Origin of the sequence: Bradyrhizobium sp. (assembly GCF_027451485.1) — a bacterium.
In the GTDB taxonomy this organism is placed as follows: Bacteria; Pseudomonadota; Alphaproteobacteria; order Rhizobiales; family Xanthobacteraceae; genus Bradyrhizobium.
Genome location: NZ_DAIDJE010000046.1, coordinates 76,000 through 96,157, shown reverse-complemented (window position 1 = coordinate 96,157; position 20,158 = coordinate 76,000). Strand labels below are relative to the sequence as shown.

Genomic DNA, 20,158 nt, shown 5'->3' with positions numbered 1-20,158 from the left:
GTTTCGTATGTTTCACGCGGCCCAGTAGGAGGGCGAACTGATCCATCCATCGGCAAGAGCTCTGGCATCCGGCCGGCCGCCGTGGTCGTAACGCTCAAGCACTTGCGAGCGGCGTCGCAAGGCCCGGTTCAGCGCGCTATCAAAAATGTCGCCGAGCTCTTCTTCGTAGTCGCGGTGCGCATCGCTGGAGCGACCGAGGATGTCCACCGCGGCTAGCCCGGCGAGCGTTCCCGATTGCACCGCGGAAGCAATGCCGGCGCCGGTCACCGGGTTGGTGAGACCGGCAGCGTCGCCGGCCAACAACACCTGCGTCGTTCCAAGCCGTGCAATCGAACGCAGCCGGCCGCCGACGGGGATCGCACCGCCCGTCAGCCCCAATGGGCGCGTCCCGATGCGACGCAATATCGATAGTCTGCTAAACAGCTTGGCCAGCATTGGCTTGAGTTGCTGCCGGTCATGCATAGCAACGCCAATCCCGATATTGGCGACGGCACCCTTGGGAAACAGCCAGCCGTAGCCCCCGCGATAGTCGGCGCTGAGAAAGATATCCGTAGCATCGTGCGGCACGATGAGTGGCACGGTCACCTGCCTCGTATCGACCAGTGCGCGATTGGTCTGGCCGATGGCGGCGCCGACCCGCGAATGGGGACCGTCGCAGCCGATCAGGACGCGGGGGCGCAAGGAACGGCCATCGGACATGTGAACCGTTCCGTCGGAATCGATGGCGATGACGGACGTCCCGTACCTGCACTCCGCTCCCGCACTGACTGCCTCATCTGCGAGCATTCGGTCGAAAGCCGCTCGATCGATCATCCAGCCGCGAAAATTCGGCGTCGTGTCGCAGCATCTGGCTTCCGTGAAGGTCAGCATGCGCGCGATCTTTTGCTTCGCCACGGCTCTCACCTCCGGGACGTCGCGCTCGATCATCGCCGGCACGAATTCGGCGCACTGAACCGGGCAACCCGCCTCCGTGCGGCGCTCGATGGCGATCACGCCATAGCCCGCCCGCGCGGCAGCCGCTGCGGCGCGGCTTCCGGCCGGTCCAAGTCCGACGACCACAACGTCCGGAGCTTCGGCGTTCATCGCGGACCTCAAGCGGCGCAAGCCGGACGTCCCGCGAGACCGTCGAGCGAGATCGAGCAGCAGGCATGCTCCTGCTCGATCGGTCGGCCGATGGCGCGGGCAAGAGCGACGATTCCTTCTGCGGGGTAGGCGATACCGTCAAAGCCTGCCATGACCGCATAGGCATCGGTGATCAGCTTGTGGCGGCCGGCTGGCCGGATGCAGCCGAGTTGCACCGGCGCATGGTCAATGCGCTGCCGGGCAGCGACCAGAATCCTGGCGACGTCCTCCGTGGATATGGTGGCGAACGGCCGGTGTGCGGGTGCGTAGATCGGGGTGACGACAACGAGGATCAGGGCTGCAACCTTGTGCCGGGCAACAATATCGAGCGCGTTCTCCTCACCGAGGAGTCGGCCATAGTGCAGGCCGATGACTATGTGCGGAACGACGTCCATTTTCGTGGCGGAGAGGGCGGCAAGAGTTGCTTCGAAATCGGCAACCGGGCGGTCGAGATGATACACGTCACGGATCGTCTCCTGTGCGCCGATCACATCGAGCATTGCCACGTCAACCCCGGCGGCCTCCATCGACTTGGCACGCCGCTCATCGAGCAACGCGGAGTGAACCGCGATGCGCAGATAAGGAAAGTCGCGTTTGAGCTTTTCGATGGCCGGATAGTAGCGGTCGTAAGGGACTTCATTGCGTCGATTCGATCCGCCCGAGAGCAAGAACCCGCGCAAGTCCTTGAGCAGCACGAGGTCGCGTACTTTGCGATCGAGCTCTGCCGGACTCGTGGCCGGGATCATCGGCTCGAGAATCTTCGCCTGGCAGTGGTCGCAATTCAGTGCGCATGCGCCGCCGGTGACCGAGAAAGCAGGGAAACTCGCTTTACCGCAGCCTTTCAACTCCTCGCTGGCGTAGGCGCGGAAGGTCGGCGTGTAGAAGCGCATCGGCTTGAGCGCACGCTCGCACGCTGCTACTTCCAGCGCATCGACCAGCCTGCGATCGAACGGCAGTTCATCAAAAGGCTCGATCTCCTGCAGCTTCTCGTACCAGCCCATTTGAGTTGCTCGCCTTTCATATTCAAGAAAGAAGATGTATAGTCGATTGCGTAGCGCCTACCGCGTTGCAATGTTCTTTTTTCCTGATGTCCCGCGGTGACCATGAAGACACTGTGCGTCTTGCAGCATTTCGAAGCTGATTACCTCGGTCTGATGGAGGATCACTTCGAAGGCCGAAACATTCGCTTCCGCTATTGTCGGCCCTTCGCCGCCGGCGGCGCGGTTCCCGCAACCGCCGAAGACTACGCCGGTCTGGTGCTTCTCGGCGCTGGGCCGCTTGGCATTGTCAGCGGTCATTTGATGCCGAGCCTCGGCCCGGAATTGCGCCTGGCGCGCGACTTTCTGGCGCGGGGACTGCCGGTAATGGGCATTGGATTCGGCAGCAGCCTCCTCGCGACCGCAGCTGGCGGCGGCGCTGTGGAAGCGCCGTTGCGCTTCGTCGTCGACGCCGCTCGTCGCGTCGATCGAGGGGCGCTCGGCGATCATCTGCCGGAGACGTTCCCGATTGCCGTCTACATGCGCGACCGCCCGGTACTCCCTGCCGATGCGCGCATCCTCGCCGTTGATTCCGCAGGAGAACCGGCGTTGTTCCAGATACGCGACAACTGCTTCGGATTTCTCGGCCATCCCGGTATCAAGTCGGCGATGATCGAAGATCTCATCATGGAATTCGACGAGACGCCGCAGCGGACCGCAGAGACGCTCGACCAACTGCGTGGTTTTCAAGGAGAAATTGCAGGCGCGCTCGGCACACTGACGGTGGGCCTCGTCGAGGCGATGCGCCTGATGTAGCCGGTGCTCCAAGACCGTACTCACTCCCTGCAAAGATATTTCTTGACGTCCCTCTATCATATATTCAAAAAATAGAATACAAGAATATGCAAGCTGCCTCCGAATTGCGATCAGCGCTGCGGCGGGAAGCAAAAAACGAAGAACACATTGAGGAAACGGTCTAACGGATGGCGAAGAAGCTCATCATCATCATGGTCAATACCGACCCTCGCAACGGCGAAGAATTGGGCGCGCCATTCTTCCAGGCGACGGTTGCCGCGGCCATGGACTACGAGGTCGAGGTCGTCTGCACGGCGACGGCCGGTCGTCTCATGAAGAAGGGTGTCGCAGAAAAGCTCGTGGTGAAGGCCGGATCGCCCAAGACGGTCTATGATTTCATCAAGGATGCGCACGACGCGGGCGTGAAGTTCTACTGCTGCTCGCCGAACCTCGATCTCTTCGACATGACCGAAGACGACCTGATTCCTGAATGCGAAGGCATCGTGGGCGGTGCCAAGGTCATTGAGGAAATCATGGAAGACGACAGCGCCCGCGTGCTGACGTATTGAGAGGGAGCGTCGGATGACCAGCGGGGTTGTTTCGGAACGAACGGCCATCGGAGATCCGGTCTCGAATGCGCCGGTCGTCGCTTATGAAAAGCTCGAAGAGGTATTCGAGGACATCCGCGCGCATCCGCTCTTTGACCATGAGCTGCACGGCTGCCTCAATTGCGGCATCTGCACCGCGACCTGCCCGTCGGCACATTACTACGATTACTCGCCGCGCGAAATCGTGCAGCTCCTTTGGACCGAAAATCTCGAGGGCGTCTATGACGCCATGCAGGAAAAAATCTGGTCCTGTGCCCAATGCTATACCTGCGCCGCCCGCTGCCCATTCGAGAATTCGCCGGGCGGGCTCGTCATGATCATGCGCGAGGTCGCGATCAAGCACGGCATGCAATCCGCCAAGGACGTGCTCCGGCCGTTTTCCCGGGTCCTGCTGAAGGTCATTTCGACCGGAAATCAACTCGCGCCCAACATGATCACCCGCGAAGCGTTTCCGGACTGGGGGCCGAACGTTGCCAAGGTTGACGCTCCCCTGAACATCCTGCGGAAGGCGATTCCGGTGCCGACCATGCACACCATGGATACGGCCTGGGAAGTGAACCTGAAAACCTCGGTCGAGCTCTACACCATCTGGGAGGAGACCGGCGTTCTCGATCAGCTCGAGACCATCGACGAGAACCTGTTCGACGTCGTGAGCGACGTGATGGACGAGAAGCGCGACGAATACAACGAATGGCTCGAAGAGCAGCAGGAATAACGAGCGAAACGATCGCCAAAAACAGCTGAAACAATCAGCGGGGCGGAAGACGGAGGAAGCGATGGACGACAAGCGAGACGAAGGCGGATCCGCCTACAACGGCTTTGGCGCTGAATGGCGTCCCGCCAACCTCACCCCGAGCGAGGCGCGGGCCGCGACGTCGTGGGTGGAAACCAGGATCGATCGCCGATCCATGCTTACCAACAAGGATCGCGTCGAGGACGTGCGCGATGCGATGTGGCAGCTCGAACGGGACGGCGAGATCATCGTGCACCGGATTGACGACCGGCACGAGCCGGTGGTCGCGCGCACCCTGTACGGCTGGGAGAAGCGAATCCCGACAACCAACCTGTGGCAGCACAAGTCGTGCGGGCAGTGCGGCAATATCCCTGGCTATCCCTCCAGCGTGATGTGGCTGATGAACAAACTCGGCGTGCGCTATCTCGACGAGACCGATCAGACGTCCTGCACCGCATGGAATTATCACGGCTCGGGCGTCGGCAACGTCGTAAGCTTGGCGGCCGTATTCCTTCGCAACTTCCACCAGGCCTACATGTCGGCCAAGGCGCAGGGATTGCCGGTCGGGACCTATTATCCCTTGGTTCACTGCGGTACCTCGTTCGGCAACTACAAGGAAATGCGCATCTTCCTGATGCACTCCGCCGAGTTGCGCGAGCAGGTGAAGAAGATTCTCGGCAAGCTTGGCCGCCTGATCGACGGCAAGCTGCTGATTCCCGAGGAAGTCGTGCACTATTCCGAGTGGCTTCACGTGATGCGCCATCGCATCAGGGAGCAGCAGGTGGTCGACGTGAGCGGCTTGCGCGCCACCATTCACCCAGCCTGCCACGTCTACAAGATGGTGCCGCAGGACGTGATCTACGATGAGACCGTGATGGATGGAAACCGGGTCGCCGTGTCCACTGGCCTGATGCAGACGCTGGGCGCACAGGTAATCGATTATTCAACCTGGTATGACTGCTGCGGCTTCGGCTTCCGCCACATCATCGGCGAACGGGAATTCACTCGCTCCTTTGCCATCGATCGCAAGATCAAGGTCGCTGTCGAGGAGGCGAAAGCGGATGTGATGATCGGTCACGACACGGGCTGCATCACCACGCTCGACAAGAACCAGTGGATCGGGAAGGCCGTGGACAAGGTATATGCGCTGCCGATCATGGCTGACTGCCAGTTTGCCGCGCTCGCGCTGGGCGCGCATCCCTACAAGCTCGCGCAACTCCACTGGCACGCGTCGCCATTCGAGGGCTTGCTCGAGAAGCTCGGCATCGACTGGCAGAAGGCCAAAGCCGAGTTCGAAGCCTATCTCGAGGAGGTCAAGGCCGGCCGTATCGAAACGCTTTACGACCCCAAACGGGCGATCACCTCGGGCCCGGGCTATGTCATGCCAACATCAACCCCATCGCTTTCAGGAGCAGCGTCATGAGCCGTCCCGTTCTCGTCGTCGGTGGTGGGCCATCGGGGCTGTCGGCCGCGCACGCACTGGCCGCGGCGGGCCAACGGGTCGTTCTCGTCGACAAGGCGGATCGGCTTGGCGGCGCGCCGATCCTGTCCGGCTACGCCAAGCTGGTACCGTCGGGCGAGTGGGCCAGGGATGCGATCGGCGGCATGGTGCGGCGGGTCGAAACCAACAAGCTCGTCGAGATCAGGAAAGGCGTCACGGTGAAGTCATTCACCGGCAGCCCGGGCGATTTCCGCGCGATGCTGTCGGATGGAAAGACGGTTGAAGCCGGGGCGGCGATCCTTTGCACTGGCTTTACCCACTTTGATTCCGTCAACAAGCCGGAATGGGGCTTCGGAACCTACCCGGACGTGGTCACCACCACCCAGGTCGAGCAAATGTTCTCCTCCGGCAAAGGCGTGCGCTGTCCGTCCGACGGGCGCGAGCCGGAGCGGGTCGCGATCCTGCTCTGCGTTGGTTCGCGCGACCGCCAGATCGGCCGCGAATGGTGCTCGAAGATCTGCTGCACCGTTTCCGCAAACATCGCCATGGAGATCCGCGAGGCGCTGCCACGGTGCAACGTCTATATCTACTACATGGATATCCGCACCTTCGGGCTGTATGAGGATCTCTATTACTGGGAGAGCCAGGAAAAGCATCGGGTCAAGTACATCAAGGCGCGCATTGCTGAAGTGACTTCGGACGGCAAGCGGCTGCTGGTCAAGGGTGAGGACACGCTGGTGAAGCGGCCCATCTCGATTCCCTTCGATCTGGTCGTGCATGCGATCGGCATGGATCCCAACATCGACAATATGACCTTGTCGGCAGTGTTCGACGTCAAATTGCAGAAGCATGGCCACATCGAGAAGGCTTCGACCTACTCCAACATGTCAGAGAGCTCGCGGGCGGGAGTTTTTGTCGCCGGTGCTGCGACCGGCCCCGAGACGATCGACGACTCGATCGCCCAGGGCCAGTCGGCGGCGATGGCCGCGCTGGCTCTGGTCCGCAGCGCTCTGCTGGAGGCCGCCGAGTGATGTGGCTGATCGGCACCCAAAAGGCCAAGGTAGCGTCTCCGCCTCGTCCGGTGCTTGACTTGTCGGGTCCGAAGCTGCGCCGCGCGTTCGAGAACCTGGTCGAGTCCGCCGACGAGAGCGGCGGCGTCGAACGCTATGTCGGCGCGCTCGCGCTCAAAGCATCGTTGTTCGAGGAAGTGCTTGGGAAAGGCCGTGTCAGCGAGCTGAGCGAGGCCGAGTTCTATGATCTTGCCGCGTTCATCACGCCGGTGCGTCGGCGGGTCGGCAGCTGGCTCGCTGGCAACGGCTTCGCGGCCATGAGATCACGGCTCGAAGCGCTGCTGCATGGCTGGTCCGATCTTAGTACGGCCGATCAGCGCATTGCCGCTTTTGTCGCCGGCTTTCCCGCTGACCGCGAGCACCGCTGGTCGCGCGATTTGGCCGCCGAAGTGCTCCACTTTGCCGCGCCAGAGCGTTACCCGTTGATGACCCGCTGGATGTGGGACGCGAAGGTCAATACAGGCGTGCTGCGCGAGATCTGGCATGGCGACAGCTCCGGCGCCAGCACCATCGCCGTCGACGACGGCATTGCGACCTTCACGATGCTGCGGGAGGAGCTGGAGGGGTTTCTGCAGTCGAACGGCGTGTTTCGTGACATCGCGTTCTACGTCGATCTGCTCTGCGCTCATGTCTATGCCGCTTACATCAACGACAAGGGCGGTCAGTATTTGCACGCGGATTTCTGCGGGGGCGGTAAGGCCGACGCGATGGCGCATACGCGCCGCATGCTGGGACTTGATGCGGTCGACACCGAGTCGGGCCGAACCCGTCTCAAGCTGATCGACGGTACCGCCTACGTTCTTGGCGAGCCGCGGCTGTTGAGCCAGTAGGAAACAACCGATGCCGATTCACGAAAAATCGCTGATCCGTCCCGAGAACCTCGTCACGCATGAGCACCTGGAGCTCGATGGCGTCGACGTTTCCGGGCACTGGAGCACGTTCATCACGTCACGTGCCGTCACCGATTACAACGAGCAGATGCAGGAAGAGATCGCCTCGCTGCCGGGGGGAGAATTCATCCATCGCTGTTGGCAATGCGGCTCCTGTACGAACGCTTGCACGATCAATGCCATCAATCCCGATTTCAACCCCCGCTACTGGATCTACCTCATCCGGATGGGCTTCGAGGATGAGCTGCTGCGAGACAAGGACATCCTCTGGCAGTGCGTGTCCTGCAACAGATGTACTTACGCCTGTCCGCGCGATGTCAATCCCGAAGGGGTGATGAAAGCGACGGCGCACTGGCTTGAGCTCAAGGGGCACACGGAGAAGAAGCCGTCGACCGTGTTCGATGAGGCCTTTTCGGAGCAGGTCTTCGCCACCGGCAAGATCGAGGACGGCCGCGTCTTACGTCAGTTCTTCGCCCGAACGGGGCAGTCTCTTTTTCAGGACTGGCTGGTGCAGATGATCCGCGGCCTGGTGAGCCGCCTGCCGGTTGGTCTTTTGATGAAGCTCGGATTCGCAACGCTCAAGCGTCCGCGCACCAGAGGCTGGGCGGACGCCAGCGCGGCGATCGAAGAATATGTCGAAGAGTGCGAGGCCAACGCCCGCAAGGCGTTGCGGCTGGACATGCAGGGAGCTGAGTGATGAGCGGCAAGTACAAGCAAGTTGCTTACTATCCCGGTTGCGCGCTCGAAGGGACCGGTCATGCCTACAATCGGTCAACCAGGGAGCTCGGCAAGGCGCTTGGACTCGATGTGGTCGAGCTGAAGAATTGGAATTGCTGCGGCGCCATGGAAGTCAAGAACGTCGATCCAAAGCTGCAGACCTATCTATCCGCGCGCAATCTCTCGATCGCCGAAGCGATGGGTTTCGATACGGTGATGGCGCCGTGCAACGGCTGCTATCATAACCTCAAGAAGGCCGAATACGATCTCAGCCACGATGCCGCTTCCCGCGAGGTGACTGGTCGGCTGTCGCGCAAGGCCGGTCACAAGACTTACGAGGCAGGCAAAGTCACGACCATTCACGCGCTTGACTGGATCAAGGATGCGATTGGCGAGGATGGCTTGAGGGCGAGGGTGAAGAATTCGCTCAATGGATTGAAGGTCGCCAACTACTACGGCTGCATGTACACGCGCCCCCGGCACATCTTTCCGGAGAAGGACAAGGGACCGGGCTCGGAATCGACCAGCAAGCCGCATTTCATGGATGATCTTCTGGCCGCGGCAGGAGCCGAGAACGTCGAATTTCCGCTCAAGACCGCCTGCTGCGGCGGAGCGCACACCCTGTCCGACAGCGACACGTCGACCAAGCTGGTGCTCAATATCCTGACCACGGCGGAGGCCTGCGGCGCCGATGTGATCGCAACCGAATGCCCGACCTGCCACACGGGGCTTGAGATGCACCAGGTGCGCGCGGAAAAGGTGCTCGGCCGCAAGACCAGCATCAAGATTTTGTATTTTACCCAATTGCTCGGCATGGCCCTCGGCCTGTCCGCCCGCAAGGTCGGCGTACAGGAAAATCTCTCCGATTCATCAGATTTGCTGCGGGCGCGGGGGCTCGGCTGATGGTGCCTGCCGGTATGAAGGACTTCGACGAAATTGGAGCGCGGATCGATGCGATCCTTGTTGCATCCAACGGAGCGCTCGCAGCGGCCGCTGCGGCGCACGCCGATGAACTGCTGTCGCTCGGCGAAGCCATTCTCGAGGCCTGGGTCGCCGCGCGCGGCGAGGCGCCGACGGATATCAAGGTCGAGGGGTTCAGGTTGCTGGCATTGCAGCGCCAGGGTGCGCATGGCGAGCCAAGTTTCAACGCCTGTCGCGAGACGTGCCGCGAGCTGGTTTATCACCATAATCTCGTTCGCATTGATGCCGCACACGCCGATGTTGGGCGCCGCCTGCGGCTCGGCGCGATGGTGGCGCGGCACCTGATGCTTTTCGTCGGAGGTAAGCTGGAGGTAGCCGGACTTGGCGAATTCTGCTGCTCAGCAAAGCCGTTGCGCCTGCAAGAGGCGCGAGCGCAAACAACTGAAACCGTGTGACATAAGGAGATAGTGATGCCGACCGTGCGCGGATGCAATCTGCCCGACGATCTGCTTTACGACGTCGAGAACAACATCTGGTATCGCGAAGGTGCCGACGGCACCGTGACGCTTGGCATGACCGCGATCGCGGCGGGCATGGCCGGCCAGCTCGTTGCCTTCACCGCGAAGAAGGCGGGCCGTTCGGTGGAGGCGGGCAAATCGTGTGCCACCGTGGAATCCGGCAAATGGGTCGGGCCAGCCAAGATCGCTTTTGCTGCCGAGGTGTTGGAAGCCAATGACGCTCTGACCGCTTCTCCCAAGCTCGCCAACAGCGATCCTTACGGTGAAGGGTGGATGGTCAAGGTGCGACCGAAGGATTGGGCGGCAGCCAAGGCGGGGCTTATCCCCGGTACTGCAGTGGCAGAGCCCTACGAGACCAAGATGACGGCCGATAATTTCGCAGGCTGTGCCTGATCCCGAGTGCAAATCGTGACAGAACTTGCAGCAAACAGAATTTCGCTGACCAGGCGCAGCGCGGCTGCCGTCGCCGTTCTCCGCGATTACTTTCCGGGCGTGCTGGCAAGCGTCATCATCGCAATTGCCGCCACGTTCCTCTCCGAGCACTACGGCGGACCGGTGATGCTGTTCGCGCTGTTGCTCGGCATGGCTTTCTATTTCCTGTCGCAGGAGGGGCGTTGTGTCCCCGGCATCGAGCTCGCATCGAAGCGGGTGCTGCGCGTGGCCGTCGGCCTGCTTGGCGCCCAGATCACCATCGCGGAGATTATGAAGCTCGGCCCGACCCCGGTGATTACCGTGATCGGCGCAGTGATTCTGACCATTCTGTTCGGCACACTCACCGCCCGCGTCATGGGGCTAAGCCGGCCGTTCGGGATTCTGACATCCGGAGCCGTCGCAATCTGCGGCGCGTCGGCTGCGCTTGCGATTTCCTCCGTGCTGCCGAAGGGCGACAATCACGAGCGCGATACGGTCTTTACCGTGATCGGAGTGACCGCGCTCAGCACTGTTGCAATGATCGTCTATCCGCTGGTCATCGCCGCCTTCCACCTCGATCATGCGGCGGTTGGCATGTTTCTCGGCGGGACGATCCATGACGTGGCGCAGGTGGTGGGCGCGGGATTCAGCGTCTCGGAGGAGACGGGGAACGTCGCGACCTTCACCAAGCTGCTGCGGGTGGCGATGTTGCTGCCGGTTGTCGTGGCTCTGTCCTACGTGTTTCGCGCCCATCACGTCGGCAAGGCCGGGCGCCAGTTGCCCGGCTTCCTGGTGGTATTCGCTGTTCTGGTCGTGCTCAACAGCACGGGCATCATTCCGCCTGCTGTTCTCCTCGTTCTCAAGAATGTCTCGCGGTGGTGTCTGGTCACGGCAATCGCCGCACTCGGAATGAAGACGTCGCTGAAGGCGATGGCGGATGTCGGCGGGCGGGCGATCGCGTTAATCGTTGCCGAGACGCTGTTTCTCGCTATCCTCGTGCTGGCCGTCGTGGTGTGGAAGGCGTGAGCGGAATACTTGAAGCAACAGTCGGCGCGCGATCGCGTCAGCAACAGGGCAATGGAGGAACGCAATGGCCGGTGAAGTCAATACCAAGCGCATGTCGATGATTGTCACCAAAGGCTCGCTCGACTGGGCTTATCCGCCGTTCATCCTGGCTACGACGGCGGCTGCGATGGGCCTCGACGTGACCATGTTCTTTACGTTCTACGGGCTGACATTGTTGAAGAAGAAGCTCGACTTGAAGATCTCCACGCTTGGCAATCCGGCAATGGAGATGCCGATGTTCGGGATGCACATCGGCATGCCAAATCTCGTATCGGCCGTTCCAGGTGTCGATGCAGCGGCTACGACGATGATGAAAAATCTGATCAAGAAAAAGGGCGTGGCCTCAATCGAGGAGTTGCGCACGATGGCTGTGGAAGCCGACGTCAGGATGATTGCCTGTCAGATGACCATGGACCTGTTCGAATACTCCAGGGACGACATGATCGACGGTCCTGTCCTGGGCGGCGCCGCGACCTACATCGAGACGGCCACAAAGAGCGACATCAATCTGTTCATTTGAATTCGTTTCAAGCCTGAGACTACCGAGGAGACAAAATGGCTGACCAAGTTCTAGACGCCAAGGGACTCAACTGCCCGCTTCCGATCCTGAAGGCCAAGAAGGCACTCAAGGATCTGCCGATCGGCGGCACGCTTCAGGTGCTCGCGACCGATCCGGGCGCTGTTAAAGACTTCGAAGCGTTCTGCCGCACAACCGGCAATGATCTCGTGGAATCAAAGTCTGAAGGGAAGCTGTTTGAGTTCTTGATCAAGCGAAGGTCGTAAGGCTACAAAGCCGCGTCGCGCCAATGAGGACCGGTTTCGCGTGAGTGCGGAACTGCGACCAAGAAAAGAACGAGGAGGAAATAAATGCGCACTGCAATTTTCGGGCTGGCTCTGGCCCTGCTGCTGGCTCCGGCCTTCGCCGGCGAATACCAGCCCGTCGATGTCACCAAGCTGCCTTTGGTAAAGCAGAGCAAACTCGGCCTGTATCTCTCGGCGCCGGAGGCTTTTAAAATGAAGTCGGAGGGCGGCGCGAAGGTGCTGTTCGTCGACATTCGTACCAAGGGCGAATTCCAGTTCCTTGGCGCCCCTACCATCATTGACCAGAACATTCCCTATATGGAGATCGATGACCCGACGAGTTGGGACAAGAAAAACAACCGCTACACCATGTCGCCGAATTCGGATTTTCTCAGCGCCGTCGATGCACTCGCGGCCCGCATGCACCATGGCAAGAACGATCCGGTCATTCTGATGTGTCGGTCCGGTGACCGCTCCCCGCGCGCCGCCGATCTGTTGCAGCAAGCCGGCTACACCAAGGTTTATTCGGTGGTGGATGGATTTGAGGGTGACATGAGTCCCGCCGGACGGCGCGACGTCAACGGCTGGAAGAATGCCAATCTTCCGTGGACCTACAAGATCACCGAAGACAAGGCTTACATTCGCTGATCCGGGGCATGAGAAGATTACCGGCCATGAAACTTCTCAAGCTCGGCGTTTCCGTTTTTGCGATTGGGCTGGTGGTTGTCGTTGGCGGCAGCTACCTGGTCCCACTCTGGTATGTGCCCCGCCAGAATGTTCATGTAAATTCTTCTGATCCGGCCCTGGTCGAACGGGGCCGGTATATCGCGCAAGCGTCGGACTGCGTCGCATGTCATACCGCTAAAGGGGGCAAGGCGTTCGCCGGCGGTCTGGCGATGCAGACGCCGATCGGCACGATCTATTCGACGAACATCACGCCGGACAAAGACACCGGGATCGGCAGATATGACTTTGCCGATTTCGAGCGGGCGGTCCGTCATGGCATTCGCAAGGACGGTTCGCCGCTCTATCCGGCGATGCCTTACGTCTCCTATGCCGTGCTGACAGATCAGGATGTGCAGGCGCTCTACGCTTATTTCACTTCCGCGGTTCAATCGGTCGCGCAGCACAACCAAGCCTCAACGATCCCGTGGCCGAAAAACATGCGATGGCCGCTTGCCTGGTGGCAGGTGCTGTTCGGTGGCCATCGCAGCTTTACCCCGCCGGAAGGCGCGGCGCCGCAGGTGGTGCGTGGCGCATATCTGGTCGAGGGGGCGGGGCATTGCGGCGCCTGCCATACCCCGCGCGGCGTCGCGTTCCAGGAGAAGGTGCTTAAGGACGGCTCCGGGGGCGATTTCCTGTCGGGTTCGGAGCTGGAAGGGTGGTACGCCAAAAGTCTGCGTCACGAGGATACAGGGCTCGCCACATGGTCGCAGCAGGAGATTGCTGACTTCCTCAAGACCGGTCGCAACACCCACACGGCAGCCTTCGGCAGCATGGCCGAAGTCATCGAGCACAGTGCGCAGCACCTGAGTGACGCCGATAGTTCGGCGATTGCCTCCTATCTGGTGAGCCTCTCCCCTCGGCCTGGCCGTACCCCATCTGCGCCCAAGGCGAAGGACACAACCACGGCGAAGCTCTATGAAGGCGCAGAGCATAGTCCCGGAGCGCTCGGTTATGTCGCGCAGTGCGCGCCTTGCCACCGGTTGAACGGTAAGGGCACCCCCCGGCTGTTCCCTGCGCTGGCGGGCAATTCACTTGTGGAGACGGACAATCCGAGCTCGCTGATCCAGATTACGCTCTCCGGCGGGGCGATGGCCGGGACCCCGGCGGACAGGACGCGTCCTTCGATGCCTGAACTCGCTAGGCTGGACGACCGCACTGTCGCCGACATCCTGACTTTCATCCGCAGCAGCTGGGGCAACAAAGGATCACCGGTCTCCGCGGATGATGTCGCCGCCATGCGCAGCTTGATCGCCCGCAAGCCCGCCGATCATCTGCCGGAAGACGCGAAGATGCTGTCGGCCAGTGCCGAGGACGTCAAGGCCGGGCAGGACCTCGCGCTGGATCGCGGAAAGGGCAATTGCCTCGCCTGCCACACGATCAAAGGGGGCGATGCGCCGAGCAGCGTCGGTCGCGAGTTGGTGAATATGCGACGTCGTTTCCCCAATCGCGCCGATCTGGTTGAGATACTCACCAATGAGCCCGTGCGCAATTCGATCGCGCCAATGCCTGCCTTCGGCCGCAACCATATTCTGACCAAGGCCGAGATCGAGCAGATCATCGACTTCCTCTACACGCTGTGATCGACATGGTTCCTCGCAATCTGAAATCGGCATTTTACCTCGTTGGAGAGGCCCGGCCGGGCAGCGCCGCAGCTCCGGGCCGTGCCTGGCGTCACTGGTGTTCCCGATCCGCAATTGCCCTCAATCTCGTTTGCACGCTGCTGCTGGTCTCGGCAGCGGCGAAGGCCGCCGACAAGAGCGAACCGGAAACAGATCGCAAAGCCTTCCAGGCATTCTTCTTTGCCAAATTCCCTCACGTGGCGAAGGACGATTTCGGTAATGGTCCCTATGCGGTCAACGAGGCGATGCGCAAGCAGTGGAAGGAAATCATGGAATTTCCTCCCTACGAAATCGCGCTCGACGAAGGCCACGCCGAATGGGAGAAGCCGTTTGCCAACGGCAAGCATTACGCCGATTGTTTCGATAACAAGGGCGAGGGCGTCCGGCAGACCTATCCGCGCTTCGTTGCCGAGACCGGGCAGGTCGAGACACTGGAAGGCGCGATCAATCGTTGCAGGGTCGAGAATGGTGAAAAGCCACTTGATCCAATGACGGGCACGATGGCGTCGCTGACTGCCGCGATGGCCGAGTCCTCGCGTGGCAAGCCGTTTGCGATTACCATTCCGGATGATCCTCGCGCGCTGGCGGCCTATGAGCGCGGCAAGGAATTCTTCTATTCACGCAAGGGTCAGCTCGGCGTTTCCTGCGCGTCATGTCATATGTCGCCGGCGGGTGAACGGATGCGCGGCGACATTCTGGCGCCCGCGTTGGGCATACTCGCGGCGATGCCGATCTACCGCTCGGATTGGGGGAGCATGGGCACCTCAATTCGCCGCATCTCTACCTGTTCGTCGCAGACCCGCGCTCTGCCCCTGAAGGCTGACGACGAGGACTATCGCAATCTCGAATACTTCCTCTCTTACATGAGCAACGGAATTCCGATCGTCGGTCCGGGGACTCGTCCATGATACGTGCAATCATCCTTGCTGCGGGTCTCGCGTTTCTGAGCCAACCCGCTTTTGCAGCCACACAGGCGGAAGCCGAAGCGGCACTCGCAGCGGCGCAGGCGGCTGAATCGGAGGCGATCGCCGCCAAGGCGGCCTGGACCTCGACCGAGACCGCCTTGTCCAATGCCCGGAAGGCGTTCGCTGCCGCGAAGTGGGACGAGGCGAAAGCGGCCGCCGATGAGGCGACTGCGCAGGCGAAACTTTCAGTGGAACAGTCTAATGAACAGAAGACAGTTTGGCGCAACGCCGTCATCCGCTGACCGTCGTCAAGCCCACGTGGCGGTGCGATCGCGAATTCCCGCGTCCGACCTGCTGCTCCCGGCATCGTCCGTTCTGTGAGACGACATTACCGCTTTGATCATCACTCCATGGAGAAGCTCATGAATCCCGGACACCAAGCTACCCGTCGCGGATTTCTGCGTCTGACCGGGCTGCTCGGCCTTGCGACCTCTGCCCTGGCGCTTGCGCCACGGCTGGCACTCGCGGCCTGGAATAAATCCGCTTTCGAAACAAAGGGGCTCGCCGACGTCTATAAAACGCTTGGCGTCGTGTCGCCGGTTGCCAGCGGCGATGTTCAGATCAATGCCTCGGACATCGCCGAAAACGGCGCGGTGGTGCCAGTTGAGGCAATCAGCAAGATTCCCAACACCACTCAGATATCGTTCCTGATCGAGAAGAATCCGACCACGCTCACTGCCCAATTCGACCTCGGACCGGATATGCTGCCCGAGATCAGCACGCGCGTGAAAATGGCCGAGACCTCCAATGTCATCGCACTCGTGAAGGCGGACGGAAAATTCTACACGGCGAGCAAGGAAATCAAGGTGACGCTCGGCGGCTGCGGCGGCTGACATCGCGGAAGCCTTCGCGCGGGTCGTCGGTACCCGCCGTAAATCATCCCAATTCGAAGTCAGAGGAGAAATCGCATGGGCCTTCCAATGAAAATCCGCGCCACCAACAAGGACGGCGTGACCGAAATTAAGGTGTTGATGAACCACGTGATGGAAACGGGATTGCGCAAGGATGCTTCCGGCCAGCTCGTTCCCGCCTTGTTCATCACCGAGGTGACCGCGAAGCTCAATGACAAGGTGGTGATGCAGGCGCAGTGGGGCCAGGCGGTGGCGAGAAACCCGTACCTCGCCTTCAAAGTCAAAGGCGGCAAGTCGGGCGACAAAGTGAGCATCTCGTGGAAGGACAGTTCAGGTGACACTCGCACGGACGAGGCGACGGTAAGTTGAGCAGACATTACCTCGGCGGCAACGCACCGCTGGGTCCTTCGATCGGCGATACGCGGTAGCCGTGCGGCAGCTGGACAGGGTTCACAATTCGAGGACGTGCAGCGACTCGCCGGCAACGCGGCAGCAGGCCCTCTGCCATCCCGACCGAGGCTCAAATCGGCAATCTGCCTTTCTATTTCGATTCACTTGTCAATCAATAAGCGAAAATTAGGGGCTGCTCCATGGATCGTCGGGAATTTCTGCACCTTCTTGGCATCGCGAGTGTAGCGGGCATGCAGCTGCCCTTGTCCGTGGCGCGCGCCGAACAAGCGGCAGAGGAGCTCTATGACGCGGCGGCCTTCGGTAACGTTTCACTTCTGCACCTTACCGATAGTCATGCGCAACTGCGGCCAATCTATTTCCGCGAACCCAGTGTCAATCTTGGCGTCGGCAGCATGGCAGGACGTCCTCCACACATCGTCGGCGAGGCGTTTCTCAAACAGTTCGGGATCGCGCCGAACACGCGGCTTTCTCACGCCTTCACTTACCTTGATTTCGAGCGCGCAGCGCCGATCTATGGCAAGGTCGGCGGCTTCGCCCATATCGCGACACTGATCAAGCGGCTTCGCGCCACCCGGCCAGGCGCGCTGCTGCTCGACGGTGGCGACTCGTGGCAGGGTTCGGGTTCGGCCTTGTGGTCGAAGGGGCAAGACATGGTCGACGCCCAGAAGCTGCTCGGCGTCGACCTCATGACGCTGCATTGGGAAAGCACCCTGGGCGCAGATCGCGTGAAGGAGGTTGCCGACAAGGATTTCGCCGGTCGTATCGAGATCATTGCGCAAAACATCAAGACCGCCGATTTCGGTGATCCGGTTTTCAAGCCCTATGTCATGCGAACCGTGAACGGGGTGAAGGTCGCCATCATCGGCCAGGCCATGCCCTACACGCCGATAGCCCATCCGCGCTATTTCGTTCCAGACTGGACCTTCGGCATCCAGGAAGACAACATGCAAAAGACGGTCGATGCGGCGCGGGCCGAAGGCGCCCAAGCGGTCGTTCTTCTTTCGCACAACGGCATGGATGTCGATTTGAAGATGGCCTCGCGCGTCCGCGGGATCGACGCCATACTCGGCGGTCATACCCATGATGGCGTGCCGACACCAAGCGTCGTCGACAATGCCGGTGGCAAGACCATCGTGATGAACGGTGGAAGCGCCGGCAAATTTATCGGCGTGCTTGATCTCGACGTGAAGGGCGGTCGCGTTGCCGATTACCGCTATCGGCTTCTTCCGGTCTTTGCCAATCTGCTGCCGGCGGATGCCGAAATGGAGGCGCTCATTGCCAGGACCCGAACGCCATACGAGAGCAAGCTTGGCGAGAAGCTGGCCGTCAGCGAAGGGCTGCTTTACCGGCGTGGCAATTTCAACGGCAGTTTCGATCAGATCATTCTTGACGCGCTGATGGCGGAAAAGGACGCCGAGATTTCCTTCTCGCCCGGTTTTCGATGGGGCACGACGGTCCTGCCTGGAGAGCCTATCACAATGGAGAACCTCCTCGACCAGACCGCCATTACCTATCCATACGTGACGGTCACGCAGATGAGCGGCTCGCAAATCAAGGACATCCTCGAAGACGTCTGTGACAATCTCTTCAATGCCGACCCATATCATCAGCAGGGTGGCGACATGGTGCGCGTGGGAGGTATGAGTTATTCCTGCGATCCGACGGCAAAGATAGGCAGCCGTATCGGCGATATGAGCCTCAACGGAAATCGCATCGAGGCCGGGAAGACCTACAAAGTGGCGGGTTGGGCCCCGGTTTCCGAAGCCGCGCGCGATGCCGGCGGCGAGCCGATATGGGAGCTGGTCGCGCGCCATCTGCGGACGAAGAAGACGATTGCGGCGCCTGAACTCAACCTGCCGCGTCTCAAGAACGTCGATGGCAATCCCGGTATCACTGGCTGACAGGCGCTGCCTCGTACCGCAGATCTGAAGTCCCTGGGCCGCAAGCGGCGATTTTGCTCGGGGAGTTCAGATCGGTAAGGCGGGTGCCAGAATTCATGTGAGAGGCGCGCATGCGAAGCATATAGGGACCTGCCTCTGCGTGAACTGGATAGCGGCTCGATGTATTGAAGACTTGCGTCCATTCGGCGGACGAGGGACGCACCTAACGCAGCGTGAGGGCGGATGATTTCGGCGCTTACGCCTGTCTGTGCGTAGCTGATGACGCTGACCCCCTTATCTCATCTTCGACTTCAACTTGATCATTGCGCCATCCACGACAAAGGCGCCGTACCCGCGATGATGAAGGGTTTTGGGGTTCTTCTGCGCCGGATCAATCCAGGCCTTCACGATTTGCAGGATGAAAAGATTGTAGCGCCTGACCAGGCTTGTATCTGTCACGCGGCATTCGAGATTGCAGAAACATTCTGCGATGAGAGGCGGGGAAATATGACGAGCCGCCAATGGTGACAGGCCAAAGCGCTTGAATTTATCGATTTCGCTGCCGGAGCAATTGCCTACTTTCACAACTTTGTCGGCGAGACCACGCGCCGGGATCGCAATCACCGCTTCTCTTGTCGAACGCAGGGCCAGGAAAGCTGAAGTTGGCCTGACTGACAACACAGGCAAGAAGGGCTGGCTCGAAGTCCACCATCATGTGCCAGGACATGGTCATTACGTTGGCTTGACCTTTGCTAGCCGTCGTCAGCAAAACGACCGGGCCGGGTTCAAGCAATTGGTAAACCCTGGAAAGAGGGAAGCTCCTCACCGTCACTTTCGGATCTTGCTCGTTGAACGGGGGCGATTAGACGCAAAAGGACATGTCGCGACTTGACCTGCATCAATTGCATCGATGAAGCCTTGTAAGAAAAAGGTTCAAACACTGTGGAAAGTCCATGCCGACGCGGATCGCGGCAGTGATGGCGTATGTCGGCGCAGTGTTGCCCGATGAGGTTCCACTGATCGGCATTCCAACGATGTTAGTTAGTCTGGAGATGACCATGCAGACGCCAACTCAAATCGAACTTGAAGGTGTCAGGAAAACCCCCGAGTTGCAGGCAGCGATCGATGGGTCCATCGCGGAGCTTGAACGCCTGTTTGGCCGGATTACGGCCTGCCGCATCGTGGTGAAGGGGCCTGGCGAGCGCCATCAGACGGGCGGCCAGCACCAGGTCAGCGTCCGGCTGGCGTTGCCGGACGGCCGTGAGGTTAATGTTGGACGTACGCCGAAGCAGGATGAACGTTATGCAGACCTGACGTTTGCCATCGATAACGCCTTCAAACGCGCCCGCAGGCGGCTGCAGGACCAGGCACGGTTGATGCGCGGCCAAACCAAGGTTCACGAGGGTCAACTTGTCGGCACGGTGGTGCGGATCGACCCAAGCGGCGAGTTTGGCTTTCTCGAAAGCGCCGACGGTCACGAGGTTTACTTCAACTTTAACAGCGTCCTGAACGGCGGCTCGTCGAGCATCACGCCGGGCACACGCGTCCATTACGTGGAAGAAATCGGCGCCAAGGGGGCTCAGGCAAGCACGGTCAAGGTTCTCGGCAAACACGGTCTTCGCGTCTGAAAGCCGGAG

General features: G+C 60.5%; 23 protein-coding genes and 1 pseudogene. 21 read left to right on the top strand and 3 right to left on the bottom strand.

Features of this window, described 5'->3' with window-relative positions; translation table 11 throughout:
- Positions 1-12: 12 nt before the first annotated feature.
- Together NEZ08_RS07060 and NEZ08_RS07055 are read right to left on the bottom strand one after the other, a co-directional pair.
- The gene (locus NEZ08_RS07060; protein ID WP_298105713.1) at positions 13-1,083 is read right to left on the bottom strand and encodes an NAD(P)/FAD-dependent oxidoreductase; all 1,071 of its coding nucleotides are present in this window, start codon (positions 1,081-1,083) and stop codon (positions 13-15) included.
- 8 nt (positions 1,084-1,091) lie between these two features.
- On the bottom strand, positions 1,092-2,123 hold the full coding sequence (locus tag NEZ08_RS07055; RefSeq protein WP_298105711.1) for a radical SAM protein: 1,032 nt from the start codon (positions 2,121-2,123) through the stop codon (positions 1,092-1,094).
- A gap of 96 nt (positions 2,124-2,219) precedes the next feature.
- Here NEZ08_RS07055 and NEZ08_RS07050 point away from each other — a divergent pair, with 96 nt between their 5' ends.
- The 20 genes from NEZ08_RS07050 to soxB all read left to right on the top strand — a co-directional run bounded on the left by NEZ08_RS07050 (position 2,220) and on the right by soxB (position 18,542).
- Positions 2,220-2,915 carry a hypothetical protein gene (locus tag NEZ08_RS07050; protein ID WP_298105709.1) on the top strand — a complete coding sequence of 232 codons (696 nt, stop codon included), beginning with the start codon at positions 2,220-2,222 and terminating at the stop codon, positions 2,913-2,915.
- A gap of 167 nt (positions 2,916-3,082) precedes the next feature.
- Positions 3,083-3,463: a DsrE/DsrF/DrsH-like family protein gene (locus NEZ08_RS07045; protein ID WP_298105707.1), complete on the top strand. Its 381-nt coding sequence runs from the start codon at positions 3,083-3,085 to the stop codon at positions 3,461-3,463.
- Positions 3,464-3,476: 13 nt separating this feature from the next.
- A complete protein-coding gene (locus tag NEZ08_RS07040; RefSeq protein ID WP_298105705.1) occupies positions 3,477-4,217 on the top strand; it encodes a 4Fe-4S dicluster domain-containing protein in 741 nt (246 codons plus the stop codon).
- A 61-nt stretch (positions 4,218-4,278) separates the two neighbouring features.
- Positions 4,279-5,658: a heterodisulfide reductase-related iron-sulfur binding cluster gene (locus NEZ08_RS07035; protein WP_298105703.1), complete on the top strand. Its 1,380-nt coding sequence runs from the start codon at positions 4,279-4,281 to the stop codon at positions 5,656-5,658.
- Entirely contained in the window at positions 5,655-6,707 is a 1,053-nt protein-coding gene (locus NEZ08_RS07030; protein WP_298105701.1) for an FAD-dependent oxidoreductase, read from the top strand. Before NEZ08_RS07035 ends, NEZ08_RS07030 begins: the two co-directional genes overlap by 4 nt.
- Positions 6,704-7,576, top strand: coding sequence for a hypothetical protein (locus tag NEZ08_RS07025; protein ID WP_298105699.1), 873 nt, complete (start codon positions 6,704-6,706; stop codon positions 7,574-7,576). The genes NEZ08_RS07030 and NEZ08_RS07025 overlap by 4 nt, the downstream gene beginning before the upstream one ends.
- Positions 7,577-7,586: 10 nt before the next feature.
- The gene (locus NEZ08_RS07020) at positions 7,587-8,333 is read left to right on the top strand and encodes a 4Fe-4S dicluster domain-containing protein (RefSeq protein WP_298105697.1); all 747 of its coding nucleotides are present in this window, start codon (positions 7,587-7,589) and stop codon (positions 8,331-8,333) included.
- The gene (locus NEZ08_RS07015) at positions 8,333-9,256 is read left to right on the top strand and encodes a CoB--CoM heterodisulfide reductase iron-sulfur subunit B family protein (protein ID WP_298105695.1); all 924 of its coding nucleotides are present in this window, start codon (positions 8,333-8,335) and stop codon (positions 9,254-9,256) included. Before NEZ08_RS07020 ends, NEZ08_RS07015 begins: the two co-directional genes overlap by 1 nt.
- Positions 9,256-9,729, top strand: coding sequence for a hypothetical protein (locus tag NEZ08_RS07010; protein WP_298105693.1), 474 nt, complete (start codon positions 9,256-9,258; stop codon positions 9,727-9,729). The genes NEZ08_RS07015 and NEZ08_RS07010 overlap by 1 nt, the downstream gene beginning before the upstream one ends.
- A gap of 15 nt (positions 9,730-9,744) precedes the next feature.
- The gene (locus NEZ08_RS07005) at positions 9,745-10,185 is read left to right on the top strand and encodes a glycine cleavage system protein H (protein ID WP_298105691.1); all 441 of its coding nucleotides are present in this window, start codon (positions 9,745-9,747) and stop codon (positions 10,183-10,185) included.
- Positions 10,186-10,200: 15 nt separating this feature from the next.
- Positions 10,201-11,229 (top strand): putative sulfate exporter family transporter, encoded by a 1,029-nt coding sequence (locus NEZ08_RS07000; protein WP_298105689.1) that lies wholly within the window; start codon positions 10,201-10,203, stop codon positions 11,227-11,229.
- A gap of 64 nt (positions 11,230-11,293) precedes the next feature.
- Positions 11,294-11,788 carry a DsrE/DsrF/DrsH-like family protein gene (locus tag NEZ08_RS06995; RefSeq protein WP_298105687.1) on the top strand — a complete coding sequence of 165 codons (495 nt, stop codon included), beginning with the start codon at positions 11,294-11,296 and terminating at the stop codon, positions 11,786-11,788.
- Between the two features lie 35 nt (positions 11,789-11,823).
- On the top strand, positions 11,824-12,051 hold the full coding sequence (locus NEZ08_RS06990) for a sulfurtransferase TusA family protein (protein ID WP_298105685.1): 228 nt from the start codon (positions 11,824-11,826) through the stop codon (positions 12,049-12,051).
- A gap of 84 nt (positions 12,052-12,135) precedes the next feature.
- Positions 12,136-12,717 carry a rhodanese-like domain-containing protein gene (locus NEZ08_RS06985; protein ID WP_298105683.1) on the top strand — a complete coding sequence of 194 codons (582 nt, stop codon included), beginning with the start codon at positions 12,136-12,138 and terminating at the stop codon, positions 12,715-12,717.
- A gap of 26 nt (positions 12,718-12,743) precedes the next feature.
- Positions 12,744-14,375, top strand: coding sequence for a sulfur oxidation c-type cytochrome SoxX (soxX, locus tag NEZ08_RS06980; protein ID WP_298105682.1), 1,632 nt, complete (start codon positions 12,744-12,746; stop codon positions 14,373-14,375).
- Positions 14,376-14,380: 5 nt separating this feature from the next.
- Positions 14,381-15,322 carry a sulfur oxidation c-type cytochrome SoxA gene (soxA, locus tag NEZ08_RS06975; RefSeq protein WP_298105680.1) on the top strand — a complete coding sequence of 314 codons (942 nt, stop codon included), beginning with the start codon at positions 14,381-14,383 and terminating at the stop codon, positions 15,320-15,322.
- On the top strand, positions 15,319-15,621 hold the full coding sequence (locus NEZ08_RS06970; protein WP_298105678.1) for a hypothetical protein: 303 nt from the start codon (positions 15,319-15,321) through the stop codon (positions 15,619-15,621). The genes soxA and NEZ08_RS06970 overlap by 4 nt, the downstream gene beginning before the upstream one ends.
- Positions 15,622-15,741: 120 nt before the next feature.
- Positions 15,742-16,212 (top strand): thiosulfate oxidation carrier protein SoxY, encoded by a 471-nt coding sequence (gene soxY, locus NEZ08_RS06965; protein WP_298105676.1) that lies wholly within the window; start codon positions 15,742-15,744, stop codon positions 16,210-16,212.
- A 75-nt stretch (positions 16,213-16,287) separates the two neighbouring features.
- Positions 16,288-16,599: a thiosulfate oxidation carrier complex protein SoxZ gene (gene soxZ / locus NEZ08_RS06960; protein ID WP_298105674.1), complete on the top strand. Its 312-nt coding sequence runs from the start codon at positions 16,288-16,290 to the stop codon at positions 16,597-16,599.
- A 221-nt stretch (positions 16,600-16,820) separates the two neighbouring features.
- Positions 16,821-18,542 carry a thiosulfohydrolase SoxB gene (gene soxB / locus NEZ08_RS06955; protein WP_298105672.1) on the top strand — a complete coding sequence of 574 codons (1,722 nt, stop codon included), beginning with the start codon at positions 16,821-16,823 and terminating at the stop codon, positions 18,540-18,542.
- A 273-nt stretch (positions 18,543-18,815) separates the two neighbouring features.
- On the opposite strand, the pseudogene NEZ08_RS06950 reads toward soxB, so the two are convergent.
- Positions 18,816-19,347: pseudogene (locus NEZ08_RS06950) on the bottom strand (flavin reductase family protein).
- A gap of 151 nt (positions 19,348-19,498) precedes the next feature.
- Between NEZ08_RS06950 and NEZ08_RS06945 the strand changes: the two are divergent.
- Positions 19,499-20,149: an HPF/RaiA family ribosome-associated protein gene (locus tag NEZ08_RS06945; protein WP_298105670.1), complete on the top strand. Its 651-nt coding sequence runs from the start codon at positions 19,499-19,501 to the stop codon at positions 20,147-20,149.
- The last annotated feature ends 9 nt before the right edge of the window (positions 20,150-20,158 follow it).

Excerpts from the sequence above, each read along its gene's own strand:
- NEZ08_RS07060 (WP_298105713.1), bottom strand. The coding sequence starts at position 1,083 with ATGAACGCCGAAGCTCCGGACGTTGTGGTCGTCGGACTTGGACCGGCC.
- NEZ08_RS07055 (WP_298105711.1), bottom strand. The coding sequence starts at position 2,123 with ATGGGCTGGTACGAGAAGCTGCAGGAGATCGAGCCTTTTGATGAACTG.
- NEZ08_RS07045 (WP_298105707.1), top strand. The coding sequence starts at position 3,083 with ATGGCGAAGAAGCTCATCATCATCATGGTCAATACCGACCCTCGCAAC.
- NEZ08_RS07040 (WP_298105705.1), top strand. The coding sequence starts at position 3,477 with ATGACCAGCGGGGTTGTTTCGGAACGAACGGCCATCGGAGATCCGGTC.
- NEZ08_RS07035 (WP_298105703.1), top strand. The coding sequence starts at position 4,279 with ATGGACGACAAGCGAGACGAAGGCGGATCCGCCTACAACGGCTTTGGC.
- NEZ08_RS07030 (WP_298105701.1), top strand. The coding sequence starts at position 5,655 with ATGAGCCGTCCCGTTCTCGTCGTCGGTGGTGGGCCATCGGGGCTGTCG.
- NEZ08_RS07020 (WP_298105697.1), top strand. The coding sequence starts at position 7,587 with ATGCCGATTCACGAAAAATCGCTGATCCGTCCCGAGAACCTCGTCACG.
- NEZ08_RS07015 (WP_298105695.1), top strand. The coding sequence starts at position 8,333 with ATGAGCGGCAAGTACAAGCAAGTTGCTTACTATCCCGGTTGCGCGCTC.
- NEZ08_RS07010 (WP_298105693.1), top strand. The coding sequence starts at position 9,256 with ATGGTGCCTGCCGGTATGAAGGACTTCGACGAAATTGGAGCGCGGATC.
- NEZ08_RS07005 (WP_298105691.1), top strand. The coding sequence starts at position 9,745 with ATGCCGACCGTGCGCGGATGCAATCTGCCCGACGATCTGCTTTACGAC.
- NEZ08_RS06995 (WP_298105687.1), top strand. The coding sequence starts at position 11,294 with ATGGCCGGTGAAGTCAATACCAAGCGCATGTCGATGATTGTCACCAAA.
- NEZ08_RS06990 (WP_298105685.1), top strand. The coding sequence starts at position 11,824 with ATGGCTGACCAAGTTCTAGACGCCAAGGGACTCAACTGCCCGCTTCCG.
- NEZ08_RS06985 (WP_298105683.1), top strand. The coding sequence starts at position 12,136 with ATGCGCACTGCAATTTTCGGGCTGGCTCTGGCCCTGCTGCTGGCTCCG.
- soxX (WP_298105682.1), top strand. The coding sequence starts at position 12,744 with ATGAAACTTCTCAAGCTCGGCGTTTCCGTTTTTGCGATTGGGCTGGTG.
- soxA (WP_298105680.1), top strand. The coding sequence starts at position 14,381 with ATGGTTCCTCGCAATCTGAAATCGGCATTTTACCTCGTTGGAGAGGCC.
- NEZ08_RS06970 (WP_298105678.1), top strand. The coding sequence starts at position 15,319 with ATGATACGTGCAATCATCCTTGCTGCGGGTCTCGCGTTTCTGAGCCAA.
- soxY (WP_298105676.1), top strand. The coding sequence starts at position 15,742 with ATGAATCCCGGACACCAAGCTACCCGTCGCGGATTTCTGCGTCTGACC.
- soxZ (WP_298105674.1), top strand. The coding sequence starts at position 16,288 with ATGGGCCTTCCAATGAAAATCCGCGCCACCAACAAGGACGGCGTGACC.
- soxB (WP_298105672.1), top strand. The coding sequence starts at position 16,821 with ATGGATCGTCGGGAATTTCTGCACCTTCTTGGCATCGCGAGTGTAGCG.
- NEZ08_RS06945 (WP_298105670.1), top strand. The coding sequence starts at position 19,499 with ATGGCGTATGTCGGCGCAGTGTTGCCCGATGAGGTTCCACTGATCGGC.